Raw genomic sequence first — 15,043 nt, 5'->3', positions numbered from 1 at the left:
CCCAGCAGCACGCCGTGTCGATGGAGGATCTGTGAGCCACCAGCACTTCACACCCGCCGTGGGACTGCACGAGCTGGTCACTGTGGTGCGGGCACCGTCGGTGTGTCTGAGCGGAGGCGACGGGCAGATATCCGCCGGTGGGGCGCAGGGGTTCTACGACAGCGACCGCAGGATCCTGTCGCGCCTTCAGGTGGAGGTGGCCGACGCGACGGTAATTCCGGTGGGCAGATCGCACGGTGGCGGCGAGGCGGTCTTCAGCTCCCAGGTGTGGCCTGACGGTGACGCCTCCTCGGACGCCTCGGTGAGCCTGCACCGGCGTCGTACGGTTCGGCCGGGTGGGCTCACGGAACGGCTCGAGTTCGTGAACCGCGGCACCGGACCGGTCGGCGTGCGGCTGTTGGTACGTTGCGGCAGCGATTTGGCCCCGATGGGCCGGGTACGCGCCGGCGCGGATTACGTCCCGGTCGCCTCGGAGGCGGACGGTTCATGGGTGCGCTGGTCGGACGGCGGCCAGGAGGTCGTGCTGACGGCAGACCGCGAGCCCGAGGAGATCCGGTGCGAGGACGGCGGCGCGGTCGTGGCGTTCCGGGTGGTCATCAGCGCCGAGAGCACCTGGTCGGTGACGCTGTCCGCGTCGCCCTCCGGTACCGAGCGGGCCGGTGCGGACAGATCGGCGCTTTTCGGGCAGGCGCCGACGGGCGGGCCGCCGGTCTTCCGGGCCTCCGCGCAGCCGCGGGATCCGGTGCTGGCCAAGCTGGTCGGGCACAGCCTGGAGGACCTGGACGGCATGCTGCTGACCGACCCCTTCGACCCCGCCGACCTGTTCCTGGCGGCCGGCAGCCCCTGGTACTTCACCCTCTTCGGCCGCGACGCCCTGTGGTCGGCGGCCCTGCTGCTCCCGCTGGGCACCCGCCTGGCCGCCGGTACCCTGCGGACCCTGGCCCGTCGCCAGGGGACCCGGCTGCGACCGCAGCGCGACGAGCAACCCGGGAAGATACTCCACGAGGTGCGGCGGGAGACGCTGCGGGTGGCGGACGTGGTCATCCCGCCGGTGTACTACGGCACGATCGACGCGACTGCGCTCTGGGTACGCCTGCTGCACGACGCATGGCGTGCGGGCATGCCCGCGGACGAGGTGGCGGCACTGCTGCCCCATCTCCGGGCGGCCCTGCGCTGGATCGCCGAGTGCGGTGACGCCGACGGCGACGGGTTGCTGGAGTACCGTCCGTCCGCGCACGACGGACTTGCCAACCAGGGCTGGAAGGACTCGGCCGAGGGGGTGCGCTGGGCTGACGGACGGTTCGCCGAGGCGCCGCTGGCGCTGTGTGAGGTCCAGGCCTATGCCTACGCCGCCGCCGTCCAGGGGGCCGACATCCTCGACGCGTTCGGGCTGAGTATCGCGGACCACTGGCGCGAGTGGGCCGCACGGCTGCGCGAACGCTTCCGGCGGTCGTACTGGCTCAGTGACGCGTACGGACCCTACCCGGCGATCGCGCTCGACGCAGGCAAGCGGCCGGTGGACGGCGCCACTTCGAACATGGCTCATGTGCTGGGCACCGGCCTTCTGACGAGCGAGGAATCCGCGCTGGTGGCCAATAGGCTGGCCCAGCCCGACCTGGACTGCGGGTACGGGCTGCGGACGCTGTCGGAGACCAGCCGGGCGTTCAATCCCCTGAGCTACCACTGCGGCAGCGTGTGGCCGCACGACACCGCCATTGCGGTCCTCGGACTGGCCGCCGAGGGGCACCACACGGTGGCCTGCTCCCTCGCCCAGGGTGTCGTGGCCGCGGCGGAGCACTTCGAGTACCGCTTGCCGGAGCTCTACGGCGTCCCCGGCGGCGACGGAGGACTCCTGCTTGCCTACCCCACGGCGTGTCGTCCGCAGGCATGGGCGGCCGCCGGTGCGGTCGCCATCGCCGGCTACCTCGAGGGGCGGGCGTCCTACGGAGTGGATGCCCGCCGCACCACCCCGCCGGAGGACGGCCTGCGCAGCACCCGGTGACCTGACGAACATCAACATCTTGGCCTGCGGGGGTGGGACGTCGAGGGCGACAACGCAGCCCGGGGCCCGCGCGCCCGAGACCGTCCCGAACCCGCCGTCGTCAGGGCCGCGACCGCACCCGTCGTAAATCCGTGCAGCCCCCGCGCCGGCTTCGGGTCGCCGCGGTCTGCCGCGAACCGCGGGCTGCCTCTCCCGGTGCCGTCCCCGAGGTCCGGCATGCTCCCACCCGCGGTGCCGCCCGCGACGAAGTTCCCGCGTGCGGGCGGTTCTTCGTCGATTCAAGGGGTTGACGCGGCGGATTCCAGCCAGGAAACTTCCAGGCAATATTTGAACGCTCCAAAAGGGCGGGCGGAGCTTTTCGGGTCAATTGGTACGTCGGTCTCGGGTCCTGGGCTACGCCAGGTGCTGCGCCACGGGACGCTGTGACGCCCGGGCAGGAGGCGGCGAACCGAACTCTCCCGGCTGCTCGCGAGTGCTTCCTTGTCCTACAAAGGCAACAGGAGAACCAGGTGGAGAACAGAGCAAGGCGGCCACTGGCGGCAGTCGCAGGCGCCCTTGCGCTCGCGTTGGCGCTGGCGGCGTGCGGGTCGTCCGGTGACGGCGGGGGCAGCGCCTCGAAGAACGAGTCGGGCCGCGGCCCCATCACCTATGTGCAGGGCAAGGACAACACCGGCGACGTCAAGAACATCATCGCGAAGTGGAACGCTCTGCATCCGGACCAGAAAGTCACCCTCAAGGAGCAGAGCGACCAGGCGGACCAGCAACATGACGACCTGGTGCAGCACTTCAAGGCCCAAGACCCTAGCTACGACGTGGTGTCGGTCGACGTCGTGTGGACACCGGAGTTCGCCGCGCAGGGCTGGGTGCAGCCGCTGGCCGGCAAATTCGCCATCGACACCGCACCGCTGCTGAAGGTGGCGGTGGACGCAGCGACCTACCAGGGGAAGCTGTACGCGGCGCCGATGACCTCCGACGGGGGGATGCTGTACTACCGCAAGGATCTGGTCCCCAAGCCACCGTCCACCTGGAGCGAGCTGTTGGCTGACTGCAAGATCGCTCAGGCTCACCACATGGGCTGCTACGCGGGCCAGTTCGCCAAGTACGAGGGTCTGACCGTCAACGCCTCCGAGGCGATCAACGCGGCGGGCGGTGAGATCGTCAAGACCGACGGCAAGACCGCGGACGTCGACACGCCGCAGGCCGTCAAGGGCCTGTCGTTCCTTGCGGACGCCTACAAGAACGGCGACATCCCCAAGGAGGCCATCACCTACCAGGAGGAGCAGGGTCGCCAGGCGTTCGAAGCCGGAAAGCTGCTGTTCCTGCGCAACTGGTCCTACGTTTACAACCTGGCCGGCACCGACGGAAGTTCGGTGGTCAAGAGCAAGTTCGCGGTGGCCCCCGAGCCCGGGCCGAACGGCATCGGCGCGAGCACCCTGGGCGGGCACTCCCTGGGCATGAGCGTCTACTCCAAGCACAAGGCGACCGCACTGGACTTCATGAAGTTCTACGAAAGCAGCGATATCCAGCACGAGCTGCTGATCAAGGAGTCCAACGCCCCGGTCCTCAAGAGCCTCTACACGGATCCGGCGTTGCTGGCCAATCCCAAGCTCGGCTACCTCAAGACGCTTGGAGAGAGCCTCGCGAGCGCCAAGAGCCGCCCGGTCACGCCGTTTTACCCCGGTGTCACCGCGGCCATCGAGGAGAACGCCTATGCCGCGATCAAGGGCAGCAAGTCGGTCTCCCAGGCCTTGAAGGACATGCAGGCGGCGATCAACTCCGCCACGAGCGGCTGACATCAGGAGCGGTGGACCGGGGCCGTGAGGCGGTGCCGGCCCGGTCCACCCCCGACACGAGCCTGCACATCCCGTACCCACCCGCCCCGGCGCCGGGCTCAAGACAGGGACACAGATGACCGTTATCACCGACAGACCGGCAGCGGAGCCGGCCGAGTCGAAACGGCGACTTACGCGCCGGCGGCGTCGCATCACCCATGAGGGCCGTGCCGCACTGCTGCTGATCAGCCCCACTCTGCTGTTGCTCGCCCTGGTCATCGCCTACCCGGTGGTGACCGCTCTGATCACCTCGTTCCGGAAGGACCAGTCACTCCAGAACGGGTTCTTCACCCGGGGCGGCGGGTTCGCGGGTTCCAGTAACTACATCCACTGGCTGCTCCAGCGCTGCGGCACCGCCGCCTGTGCGCCCGGCACCCTGGGAAGCGAGTTCTGGGACGCTGTGACCGTCACCGTGCTCTTCACCGTCATCACCGTCGCGCTCGAGATGTTCCTCGGCACGCTGATGGCGCTGGTGATGCAACGCAGCTTCAAGGGCCGCTCGCTCCTGCGGGCCAGCGTGCTGGTGCCCTGGGCGATCCCCACCGCGGTCACCGCGAAGCTGTGGTATTTCATGTTCGCCTACGACGGCATCGTCAACAGGCTCCTCGGGACGCACATCCTGTGGACCGACGGGCAGTGGGCATCGCGGTTCGCCGTGATCGTCGGCGATGTCTGGAAGACCACCCCGTTCGTCGCCCTGCTCGTCCTGGCCGGACTGCAGATCATCCCCACCGAGCTGTACGAAGCGGCGAGGGTCGACGGCGCGAGCGCCTGGCAGCGCTTCCGATACGTCACGGCACCCCTGGTGCGCCCGGCCCTGCTGGTCGCGACCCTGTTCCGGATCCTGGACGTGCTGCGCATCTACGATCTGCCCGCCATCCTCACCCACGGCGGTGGCGGCACCGGCCACGCCACCACCACCTTGTCGATCCTGGTCATCGCCCAGCTCGAACAGGGTTACGGGGGCGCGTCCGCCCTGTCCACCATCACTTTCCTGTTCATCTTCGCGGTGGCCTTCCTCATGGTGAAGCTTTTCAACGCGAGCGTGATCCGCACCCAGCAGTCGGCGGTGAAGTGACATGGCCAGCACCACGACAACCACCCCCGCAGTGCCCTCCCGCCGATCGACGGTGCTCCGCCGGACGGCCGGTCGCCTCGGCCTGTACACGGGGATCGCGGCGATCATCGTATGGTGTCTGGGGCCCTTCTACTGGATGGTCGTCACCGCGTTCCGCCAGGTGGGATTCACCTTCGACACCACCCCGTGGCCGACCCATGTCACCTTGGACGACTTCCGCACCGCATTCGACACCAGCCGCGGCAACCATTTCGGCCAGGCGCTCCTCAACAGCACCATCATCGGGGCGGCCACCACAGCGATCGCCATGCTGGTCGGCACCTTCGCCGCCTACGCCGTGGCGCGCTTGCACTTCCGCGGCAAGTTCCTGGTCCTCGGCCTGGTGCTGAGCGCGGCCATGTTCCCCGGGGTCGCCCTCGTCACCCCGCTGTTCCAACTGTTCACCAGGATCCACTGGCTGGGCACCTACCAGGCCCTCATCATCCCCGACATCTCCTTCGCCCTGCCGCTCACCGTGTGGATCCTGACCAGTTTCTTCGCCGAGATGCCCTGGGAACTGGAGCAGGCGGCTCGCATCGACGGCTGCACCCCTGCCCAGGCGTTCCGGCTCGTCATCCTGCCGCTGGCCGCACCGGCCCTGTTCACCACCGCGATCCTGGTCTTCATCTCGGCCTGGAACGAATACCTCCTGTCCAGCCTCCTGTCCAACGGCAACGCCGCAGTCGCGCCGGTCACCGTCGCGATCGCCGGCTTCACCGGGTCCCAGCCCCACCAGGAGCCCTACACCGCCGTGATGGCCGCCGGGACCGTCGTCACCATCCCGCTGATCATCGTGGTGCTGCTCTTCCAGCGGCGCATCATCTCCGGCCTGACCGCGGGCGCCGTCAAGTAGTTGGCGCGAGGCCCTGGTCCTTCGACGACCACTCTTACAGAAAGGCACACAACCGTGGCCCTGGCTTCGTCCTCCGGTCCCTCCACCGAGCGAGCTTGGTGGCGCGACGCAGCTGTCTACCAGGTCTACCTGCGCTCGTTCGCCGACGCCAACGGGGACGGGATCGGCGATCTGGCCGGACTGCGCCAGCATCTGGACTACCTCGTCGAACTCGGCATAGACGCCATCTGGCTCAACCCGTGCTATCCCTCACCGCAGAAGGACCACGGCTACGACGTGGCCGACTACATGGACATCGCCCCGGAGTACGGCGACCTGGCGACGTTCGACTCCCTGACGGCCGACGCGCACGACCGGGGTCTGAAGGTGCTCATGGACCTGGTGCCCAACCACTGCTCCAGCGAGCATCCGTGGTTCCGCGCGGCCGTGGCCGCGGGCCCCGGCTCGCCGGAACGCGCGCGCTTCATCTTCCGCGACGGCATCGGCGACGACGGCACCGTGCCGCCGAACAACTGGCTGTCCAACTTCGGCGGGCCGGCGTGGACCCGGGTCATGGAGCCCGACGGCACACCCGGCCAGTGGTACCTGCACCTCTTCGACACCGCCCAGCCGGACTTCGACTGGACACACCCGGACGTCATCGACATGTTCGACGACGTGCTGCGATTCTGGTTCGACCGGGGCGTCGACGGATTCCGCATCGACGTGGCAGCCGGACTGCACAAGCAGCCCGGGCTGCCGGACTGGAACGGCGGCCACTACAACGAGTACACGCACAACCGTCCACAGGTTCACGAGGTCTACCGCCGTTGGCGCCGCATCGTCGATTCCTATGCGCCCCAGCGAGAGCTCACCTTCGTGGGCGAGATCTGGGTCCCCGACACCGCCGACCTCGCCGCCTACCTTCGCCCGGACGAGCTCCACCAGGCCTTCTACTTCGACCTGCTCAAGCAGCCCTGGAACGCCCAGCAGTTCCGCGACTCGATCGACCGGGCCCTCACCGGCATCGGGCCGACCGGTGCCACCATCACCTGGACCCTGGCCAACCACGACGTGCACCGCACCGTGACGCGCTACGGAATCGTCCGCGCCGACGAGCCGCACGAGTCGCTCGACCGCGACCTGGTTCTCATCCGGCCGCGCGGCGAGGTGGACACCGTCCTCGGTCAGCGGCGCTCCCGTGCCGCGAGCATGCTCCTCCTCGCCTTGCCCGGCTCGCACTACCTCTACCAGGGTGAGGAGTTGGGGCTGCCCGAGGTGCTCGATCTGCCGGACCAAGACCGTCAGGACCCGACCTGGTTCCGCTCCGAGGGCCTCGATCCCGGCCGTGACGGCTCGCGCGTGCCGCTGCCGTGGACCACGCAGGCGCCGAGCTTCGGCTTTTCGCCGACGCAGGCCACCGCCAAACCCTGGCTCCCGCAACCGCAGTGGTTCGTCAAGTACGCCGCGTCCGAACAGCTCAAGGACGCCGACTCCACCCTCGCACTGCACCGCAGGGCGCTGCGCGTCCACCGGGACCTGTTCCCCACGGACGACCGGGCGGTGACCTGGATCGACGTCCCCGGCCGGGACGACGTACTCGCCTTCCGCCGCGGCAGCGTCACCTGCGTCATGGTGTTCGGTGACACGCCGCTCCGGCCACTGGCCGAATGGGGGTCGATCGTGCTCTACAGCGCCCCACTGCGCCAAGGGGAGCTCGCCGGCAACTCGGCCGCGTGGCTGCTCACGCCGTGAGCCGTCTGCGGGTGCCGATACATCATCCATGCAGGTGTCGGCCTTGATCGCTGACGTCGGCTTTACTCGACGATCGCTCCGACGTCTTCACCTATACAGGGCACCGGGGGGCATCATGATCTGTCGTGCTGCTGCGCCTGGCCTATCTTGCTGCGACCAACAGCATCGGCTTCCTGCGTCTGCTGCCGATGAGCGACAGGGAGAAACACATCGAGATATGGGCGCTGAGGCACCAACTGCTGATCCTGCAGCGCCAGGTCGGCAAGCCCAGATTCGAAGACACCGACCGCGCTGTCCTCGCCAGCCTGCTCCACCACCTCCCCCTGGTGAAGCTGCGGCAGCTCCTTCTGTCGGTACGCCCAGACACGCTCCTGCGCTGGCACCGCAACCTGCTCAAGCGCCACCAAGCCGCGACCTGCGTCCCGAGGCGACGCGGACGCCCACCCACCGTCCGGTCAGTCCGCATCCTGGTCCTGCGCCTCGCCCGCGGAAGCAGCTCGTGGGGGTATCGCCGGATCCACGGTGAACTCGCAGCCCTGGGCATCAAAGTCGGTCACCCGGAAGAAGGATGCACCCTCTCGGCGCCCTTCGAGGCTGTGCGGATCGGTCATGCTCACCTGCTGTTTCTGCCCGTTCCTGGCCGCTGTTGGTCATGCTTTGGTCACGTGGCCAACCGTTTACGAACCGCACCCATCAGTCCAGAGATGCCAACGCACCCGCTGTCAGGGAGCGTGCCGCGGCTCCCCGGGCGGCCCCGTGCGACAGCCGCTCAAAGGCTCGGGTGTACAGCTCGACCTGGCTGGGCTGCGTGAGGGTGGCAGCAGCGTCCAGCGTGTCCGCGTGCACCCGGCTGTCGTCGAAGATCGTGAAGGTGGGCATGGGCCACATGGTCCGTTGCGCCGAGGACGGGACGATCCCCACGGCAACGTTCTGGAGATCCATGACCCCGAGCAGATGGCCGAGCTGGGCTGCCATCGTCTCGACGGTGCACAGCCGGTACCGCAACACCGACTCCTCCAGTACGAATGAAAACCGGCGTGCGCCGTTGCTCAGCACCGCGTGACGCGTCATGCGGGCCGCCACCGCATCACTCACGTCGTCCGGTGTTCCTCGGAAGCCGGCGAGGGATGACAGCTGGGCAGCGGCGTAGCCGGGTGTCTGGAGGAATCCGGGGATCACGTCGGAGACGTAGACCCTGAACATCTTTGTTTGTTGGTACAGGTCACCTGTGGACTCTTGCAGGCGACGGAGACCTCTCTGTTGGAGTCGTCTCCACTGCACATGAGCATCGGCGGGCCAGGTCCCGCCCGCTGATCCCCGCGTCCTTCCGGATCTCGCGCAGACGGCCGGCCAGCTCTTCACGGGCCTTCTGAACGCGGGAGGAGGGGTGTGGGGGCATGGAGCTGGCTTTCGTCAGATCTTGTACAGGTGGTGCGGGATCGCTCGCTCCCAGACTGCTTCGAAGGCAGTGGAGCACACTTCGGCGGCCTCCGCATGAGCTACCGGGAATGGCTGTCTGTCAGAGATACCTCGGGGTGGGGGTGGGGTGCGTGACGGCTCGTGGCCGACCCGACCTGCGACGGTTACTGCGCAGGTGAACTACGCGCATGCTGTTCGGTGCCGTTCTCTGATCCCGTTGAGTCGTTCGGGACGGGGACCGGGGAGGTGGGCGGGTGCCAGGTGAGGATCCAGCCGGCGGTCAGCGCCGCCGCGCCGCCTGCCAGGGCGATTGCGCTGCCTGTTCCGATGCCTGCGGCCACCGAGCCGAAACAGGCCGGCCCGACGCCCTGCAGCGTCATGTTGCCGGAGCCGAGCAGACCGAAGGCCTGGCCCTGGCCGTCCTGCGGCAGGGCGTCCAGGAACGGCCGTTGCAGGCCGAGGCCGTAGGCGAATCCGAAGCCGCAGAGCAGCAGCAGACAGGACGAGACGCCCACTCCGGGCTCGGCGGCGAAACCGACCAGCGGCAGTCCCATCAGCGCGATCAACGGGACTACCAGTCGCTCCCGGGTGAGTGGCCGTAGGAGTCGGCCCACCAGCAGGTCGCCGACCAGCATGCCGACCGGCAGACAGCCCATCAGCACCGCATACCAGCCGGGCGCGAAGTGGCGTCCTCCCGCGTAGGCGACGATCAGGCCTTCCGCGCCCGCTACGAACGCGGACGGTAGCCACTGGGCCAGCATCAGTCGTCGCACCGTGTGTTTGCGCAGCAGCAGGCCGGCACCGTGCAGGCTTGCCCGGACGGTGCCGCCATCGCCCCGAGCGCTGCCGGGTGTGCCGCCGAACTCTCCCAGCTGCAGCCGGGGTAGCCCGATGCGGACAGCGAACGCGCAGCCGAGGTAGAGGGCGGCGCTGACCGCGAGCGCCCGGCGCGGGCCGAGTACCGCGACGGCAGCACCTCCCAGCGCCAGACCGAACAATTGCGCGCCGGAGGAAGCGATGTTGTTCAGTGAACGGCCCAGGACATAGGCGTCGCCCTCCAGCGACTGCGCGACCAGCCGACTCGACGCGCCGTGAAACACCGGTGTGGCGAGGGCGACCAGCGCCACGACACCAAGGCTTGCCGCGACCGGCATCCGCACCAGGGCGAGCAGCAGGGCGGCGGCGCACGTCAAGGCGTAGCCGCCGGTGATGAGCGCGCGGGCCGGCAGCCGGTCGGCCAGTGAGCCCAGCAGCAGCGAGCCGAACAGCTGCGGGATGAAGCCGATACCGAAGGCCAGTGCGCTCAGCAGCGCGGAGCCGGTGGCCGAGAAGACCAGCACCGAGAACGTGGTGATCCGCAGCGCGTCCGCAGTGATCGCGACGGTGCGGGTCGAGAAGAGCAGCCGGAATCGCGGCTCGGCCAGCACCTCCCGGTAGGTGGCACAGTGGTTGCCCTGCGCGGGCTCGGCGGTTGGAGTCATGACGCGCAGCCTCGCCGTGCGCCCACGCCGCTCACCAATGATTCGTCGCTGGACGAATCGGAACAGACGTCCGGCGGTAGCATGGCAGGGTGCTGCGCTTCGAAGTCTCCGTCGAGTACCTGCTGCGCAGCCGCTTCGCACTGTCGCCCGCTATGGACCTGTGCTTCCTGCTACGTTCGCTCGCCGGCCAAGGCCGGCCGCTGCCGCGAGCCTGGGCCGCCCGGCTCCTTCCGGCCTTTGAACGGCTTCGCCGCGAGAGCGAACTGGACGCCGCCCTCGCGCTGCAGGCCCCGCAAGGCGGACCGAACTTCGTCGCCCCGCCCCCGCGCGGCCTCAACCAGACCTGGGCTGACGACCTGGCCATGATCCGGGCCACACCGCTGGAAGCGGCCCGCCACGAAATCGCCGCCACCGCGACCGGCCCGTCCGCCCGTGATCCCCGCGTCCGCGCCGTGCTGGACTCGGCGGACGCCGTCTCCAGGATCGCCGAGGCGATGGACCAGGCGTGGCACGAGCTGCTCGCCGCGGACTGGCCGCAACTGCGCGCGATCTGTGAGCGCGATGTCGTGCACCGGGTGGGTGTGATCGGCGAACACGGATGGGCCGCGACCATCGAGAGCCTGTACCCGGGCGTCGCCTGGCGCGCCGGCGGTATCGAGATCGGCTTCTTCCGAGGCGGAACAGTCCGCCTCGCCGGTGACGGGCTCCTGCTGATTCCTTCGGTCTTCGTCGGGCATATCGCCGCCCAGGTGGAAGACCCCTGGCCCAGGACCTTGGTCTATCGTGCCCGCGGCACCGCCGCCCTGTGGGGCGAACAGGAGAGCGTCCCCCGACCGGACGCGCTGACCGCTCTGGTCGGCCGGTCCCGAGCCCGGCTGCTGGTGGCGCTGGACGCCCCGGCCAGTACCAGCCACCTCGCCCGAAGCCTCGCCATGGCACCCGGCGCGGTAGGAGACCACCTCGCCATCCTGCGAGGCGCGGGACTGCTCGTCCGCGCCCGGTCCGGACGGTCGGTGCTCTACCGGCGCACCCCGCTCGGCGAGGCACTGGTCGCCGGTTCGGGCTGAGGGATCGGATCGGCACAGCAGCTCTACGACCAGCAGCTCGTCCGACTCCCCGGCGTCCAACACCTGATTCCACCGGGTCATGAAGAACGTCGTCCAGGACAGACCGCTGCCCGAACAGCCGCACCCTCGCCCCGGACCGCCCTCTCTGTCGGCAAACGATCGAATGGCGACAGGTTCGGCGGGCGTCCAATGAACCCCGGATTTTCGGGGCCTGGCGACGACTCGGATCCGCGCGCCCACGACTGCCCTGGGCTGCTGCTCTTCATCTACGACGACGACTTCTGGGGCTGCGAGCTGGTCCACCACGGTACGGTGATCGACCAGTTCCAGCAGGAGACCGACAGCATCGGCTCGTTCTTCGGCGATCTTCCGTGCCAGGGGCGCCCCGACCTCCTGCTGGCCCAATTCCCGGCTCTGGACCTGGACATCGAGCATGCCCGCGCCTACCTGACCCATTACAGCATCGACGACCCCGCGTACGAGGACATCGACTGGGAGAACGAGCACGACCCTCGCAACAGCCCCGCCCGGGCGATGGGTACGGCCGCCTTGAAGGAGGCGTCTACGGGGACTTCCAGAACTTCCTCGGCGTCGACCACCATGCCCCGGTCTGGCGGAGGTTCACCACCTTGCCACAGGCACCCACGAGAACGGACAACTGATCCGATCTGCCCGGACGACCGAAGGTGGCCAACGCACCCCTGGGTCCGCGCCCGCCGCGCAGTCCGAACACCGCCGGTGGTGACGCTGAGGTGGGTGACCTGCAGGTCATTCCTTGGCGTTGTTCTTTCGGCGAGAACTATCGGGACCCCTATTCGCGGCCGAGTCCAAATGGACTCCCGCTGAGTGATCAGTCAGGAGAAGTCCGGGCACTCCGTGGCGAAGCCCTGCGAGACGGGCTGCCACACGCCGTGGTCCTCGCGCGCGCTCAGCAGGTCCGCTTGCTCGGCGGTCTCGATCAGCTGAGCGGTGGCCAAGGGGACGGCGGCCGCGAAAACTCGCCCGAGATGGCGGCAGTGCAGAACCGGGCGGATTTCCTTCGAGTACGGCTCATCGGCGACCGCGAACAGATCAGGCAGGGTCCAGCCCAGCGGCCCGGCCACGGCGCGGAGCTGCTGCCGCCGGTGCGGACTCGGCTCCCAGCGCGACACCATTCCGTACAGCGTGCTGAGGGACAGTCCCATGAACGGCAGGTCGAGGATTGCGAAGCCGCGATTGCGGATCAACCCGTTGAGCGCGGCGGCGAATCCGGTCCTGGCGGGGCTGTGGGATGGCGAGGTCGGCTGCTCGATGGGTCCTGGGGCGGCGACGCGTGGCAGCGAGCAGGCGAAATCCTCCAGCGCGGCCAGTTGCGAGTGGTCGCAGTGACTGACGCGGTAGGCGAACTGCTTCATGACCTTGGCGTCGCGCTCCGGGGGAAGGAGTTCCGCCGGTACCGGGTGGCCCGCGACAACGAGAAGGTCGACGGCCGGTATGTCCAGTTCGGCGGCAAGTTCGGTGAGTTGCTGCGGGGCGGTGTCGGTTCCGCTCGCGGCGAGGCTGCTCAGGATGGTGGCCCGTTCCATGTGAGGAAGGTAGCGGGTGGGCCGCCCGGACAGCCGGGGCCGTATGAGTTCGAGGTGGGGCTCATCTTCGATGGTTCCCCGAGGCCGAGGACACCCCCGCGGTGGGTATTGGTGTGTCTCGTGAGACACGTATCAGCCTGGAGAACCGGGACTGCTGTGCCCAAGCTGATCCCCGCCAACCCGACGGCAACGGCTCACCCGCCCACGGCCCGAGAGATACGGGCACGGGAACAGAAGTACCCCACCGTGGACGACGGCCAGACGGCCCGCTTCCTGGCAGCCGTATCGAGCCCTGCGGGAACCGGGCCTGTGACGGCGGTCTGACTCACCACTGCCTCAGAGACGCACCGTTGTGGACCGTCTATGCCGCAACCGATGTCCGGCGCAGTGAGGCGCTGGGGATGAGGTGGTCTCTCGTCCACTGGGAAGAGGGGGCCATCGCACTGGGCTGGGTCGTGGTTGAGGAGGGGAACACGTATCGACTTCGGAAGCTGACCAAGGAGGGCGACGACAACGCACTGATCTACGTGGATCAGTCTGTGATGAACGTCCTGAAGTGGCAGAAGGAACGGCACGACGCCGAGCGTGCACGTCTCGGCTCCGCCTGGGTCGATCATCACCTTGTGTTCGCCCGTGACGGCTTCAAGCTCTACCGGGGCGAGGCCGGAGGCCCGCAGGACCCAGAGAAGGTCTCCGCCCGCTGGCGGACCCCGCGGACGCGACTGAAGCTCCCCGAGGAGTTCCGGATTCACTACTGGAGGCACAGCAAGGTCACGAGCGATCTGGAGGCCAGAGAGAACCCCGTAGAGGTCTCCGCCAACGTCCGGCACCACTCGTCGGGCTGCACCATGGCCCGGTACGGCCACTCTCGTAAGGACGGAGTGCGGAAGCTCGCCGCCTCCGGTGCGGGCCGACTCGGCCTGTCATCCCTGGTCCGACCTGGGGAAACTCCAGGCTGTTAGTCACGTGGTCGGTCACGCCACAGCCCGGAAAAGCAGAAAACCCCTGATGAACAGGGGTCTCAGCTGGTAGCTGGGGGACGATCTCGTGAACGTCCCGTAGCTGGTGGGTCGTTCACGAATTCCGCTGACCATCGGCGATGCGGCCGGTCGATCATGCGCTTCCCGTCAGCGTCAAGATCACTCCCCGAGTAGTTGCGCATGCATGCAATCCGCCAGGCGACTCGGGGAAACGTGCATGGTCCGACGCACCGTGTGCGCGGCCGGTGACCCCTCGGTCCGCGCCTTCCTTCCCGTCGTCTCCGGCGTCGCGCGATGACGCCCTGGCGTCATAGGCCTTCCGGTCGGTCGACCCCAGCGGTCATTCCCCATGAGCATCGCGGTTCCTCGCCTGTCGAAGCATTTCTGCTTCTCAGTCGTGCAGCACCACCGCGACCACGGTGGTCCGGTCATCGACTGTCACGGTTGCGGTCATCGTCGTACCTCTCCTCGGTTCGTAGCTGCCGTGCACTTCGCATGCTGGTCGCCCGAAGGAACAGCGGGGAGTGCCGGAGAGGGTCTGTAGGCGGGCCCCCCGGCCCCGGTCCGAGGGCTGGACGGCCCACCAGCCTCCCTCTGTACGGACGGTGGCCTCGGGCCAGTCGATGCTCGCCCCCACGACCACGGCCCGCCTGATGCGCTCGCTGCGGGCAGAACCCACGGACAACCCTGCCGTGCCGACCGAGATTGCGAGCCTGTCACCGCACGAGAGGGAGATCCTGTCCCTGATAGGCGAACCAATCGCAAGATCGGCCAGAAACCCTACCTGTCGGAGAAGACCGTCAAGTACCGTATCTCGCGACTGCTGGCCAAGCTGGGCGTGCGGCGCCGGGTCCAGGCCGCGGTCCTCGCCTCCCGTCTGGAACAGTCAGGCACAGAAGCCCATCGGAAAAGCACTGATCGCCCGCACCAGCCTTCAACGCTCTGCCGGCTGTGTTCAGCGTCTGCTTCTGGGCGCCTCTGGGCCTTGCCCCA

At 68.3% G+C, this 15,043-nt stretch carries 10 protein-coding genes and 3 pseudogenes; 9 read left to right on the top strand and 4 right to left on the bottom strand.

What is annotated here, in order from left to right; genetic code table 11:
* Window positions 1-31 precede the first annotated feature (31 nt).
* The 6 genes and pseudogenes from AAFF41_RS38815 to AAFF41_RS38790 all read left to right on the top strand — a co-directional run.
* Window positions 32-2,002 carry a glycogen debranching N-terminal domain-containing protein gene (locus AAFF41_RS38815; protein ID WP_343325460.1) on the top strand — a complete coding sequence of 657 codons (1,971 nt, stop codon included), beginning with the start codon at window positions 32-34 and terminating at the stop codon, window positions 2,000-2,002.
* A 509-nt stretch (window positions 2,003-2,511) separates the two neighbouring features.
* On the top strand, window positions 2,512-3,795 hold the full coding sequence (locus AAFF41_RS38810; RefSeq protein ID WP_319753221.1) for an ABC transporter substrate-binding protein: 1,284 nt from the start codon (window positions 2,512-2,514) through the stop codon (window positions 3,793-3,795).
* A 115-nt stretch (window positions 3,796-3,910) separates the two neighbouring features.
* On the top strand, window positions 3,911-4,912 hold the full coding sequence (locus tag AAFF41_RS38805; RefSeq protein ID WP_319753222.1) for a carbohydrate ABC transporter permease: 1,002 nt from the start codon (window positions 3,911-3,913) through the stop codon (window positions 4,910-4,912).
* A gap of 1 nt (window position 4,913) precedes the next feature.
* Entirely contained in the window at window positions 4,914-5,804 is an 891-nt protein-coding gene (locus AAFF41_RS38800; RefSeq protein WP_343325459.1) for a carbohydrate ABC transporter permease, read from the top strand.
* Window positions 5,805-5,858: 54 nt separating this feature from the next.
* Window positions 5,859-7,538: a glycoside hydrolase family 13 protein gene (locus AAFF41_RS38795; protein ID WP_343325458.1), complete on the top strand. Its 1,680-nt coding sequence runs from the start codon at window positions 5,859-5,861 to the stop codon at window positions 7,536-7,538.
* A 125-nt stretch (window positions 7,539-7,663) separates the two neighbouring features.
* Window positions 7,664-8,089: pseudogene (locus AAFF41_RS38790) on the top strand (integrase); the annotation flags it as partial.
* Between the two features lie 142 nt (window positions 8,090-8,231).
* On the opposite strand, the pseudogene AAFF41_RS38785 reads toward AAFF41_RS38790, so the two are convergent.
* Together AAFF41_RS38785 and AAFF41_RS38780 are read right to left on the bottom strand one after the other, a co-directional pair.
* Window positions 8,232-8,937, bottom strand: a pseudogene (locus AAFF41_RS38785) (DUF5753 domain-containing protein).
* Between the two features lie 184 nt (window positions 8,938-9,121).
* Window positions 9,122-10,438, bottom strand: a complete 1,317-nt coding sequence (locus AAFF41_RS38780; RefSeq protein WP_343325457.1) for an MFS transporter — start codon at window positions 10,436-10,438, stop codon at window positions 9,122-9,124.
* 89 nt (window positions 10,439-10,527) lie between these two features.
* On the opposite strand from AAFF41_RS38780, the gene AAFF41_RS38775 reads away from it, so the two are divergent.
* The gene (locus AAFF41_RS38775; RefSeq protein WP_343325456.1) at window positions 10,528-11,505 is read left to right on the top strand and encodes an ArsR/SmtB family transcription factor; all 978 of its coding nucleotides are present in this window, start codon (window positions 10,528-10,530) and stop codon (window positions 11,503-11,505) included.
* A 455-nt stretch (window positions 11,506-11,960) separates the two neighbouring features.
* Here the strand turns inward: AAFF41_RS38775 and AAFF41_RS38770 are convergent, their stop codons facing one another.
* Both AAFF41_RS38770 and AAFF41_RS38765 read right to left on the bottom strand, forming a co-directional pair.
* On the bottom strand, window positions 11,961-12,107 hold the full coding sequence (locus tag AAFF41_RS38770; RefSeq protein ID WP_319753227.1) for a hypothetical protein: 147 nt from the start codon (window positions 12,105-12,107) through the stop codon (window positions 11,961-11,963).
* Between the two features lie 252 nt (window positions 12,108-12,359).
* Entirely contained in the window at window positions 12,360-13,070 is a 711-nt protein-coding gene (locus tag AAFF41_RS38765; RefSeq protein ID WP_343325455.1) for a hypothetical protein, read from the bottom strand.
* A gap of 101 nt (window positions 13,071-13,171) precedes the next feature.
* On the opposite strand from AAFF41_RS38765, the gene AAFF41_RS38760 reads away from it, so the two are divergent.
* Window positions 13,172-14,032, top strand: a complete 861-nt coding sequence (locus AAFF41_RS38760; RefSeq protein ID WP_425526196.1) for a tyrosine-type recombinase/integrase — start codon at window positions 13,172-13,174, stop codon at window positions 14,030-14,032.
* 611 nt (window positions 14,033-14,643) lie between these two features.
* Window positions 14,644-14,945: pseudogene (locus tag AAFF41_RS38755) on the top strand (response regulator transcription factor); the annotation flags it as partial.
* Between the last annotated feature and the right edge of the window lie 98 nt (window positions 14,946-15,043).

Source organism: Streptomyces mirabilis, from assembly GCF_039503195.1.
Taxonomy (GTDB): domain Bacteria; phylum Actinomycetota; class Actinomycetes; order Streptomycetales; family Streptomycetaceae; genus Streptomyces; species Streptomyces mirabilis_D.
Note: the sequence above shows the minus strand (reverse complement) of the source record. Positions and strands in the feature narration are given on the sequence as shown.

Bases quoted from the DNA above. Each gene is read 5' to 3' on its own strand.
- AAFF41_RS38805 (WP_319753222.1), top strand. From the start codon at position 3,911: ATGACCGTTATCACCGACAGACCGGCAGCGGAGCCGGCCGAGTCGAAA.
- AAFF41_RS38800 (WP_343325459.1), top strand. From the start codon at position 4,914: ATGGCCAGCACCACGACAACCACCCCCGCAGTGCCCTCCCGCCGATCG.
- AAFF41_RS38780 (WP_343325457.1), bottom strand. From the start codon at position 10,438: ATGACTCCAACCGCCGAGCCCGCGCAGGGCAACCACTGTGCCACCTAC.
- AAFF41_RS38770 (WP_319753227.1), bottom strand. From the start codon at position 12,107: ATGGTGGTCGACGCCGAGGAAGTTCTGGAAGTCCCCGTAGACGCCTCC.
- AAFF41_RS38765 (WP_343325455.1), bottom strand. From the start codon at position 13,070: ATGGAACGGGCCACCATCCTGAGCAGCCTCGCCGCGAGCGGAACCGAC.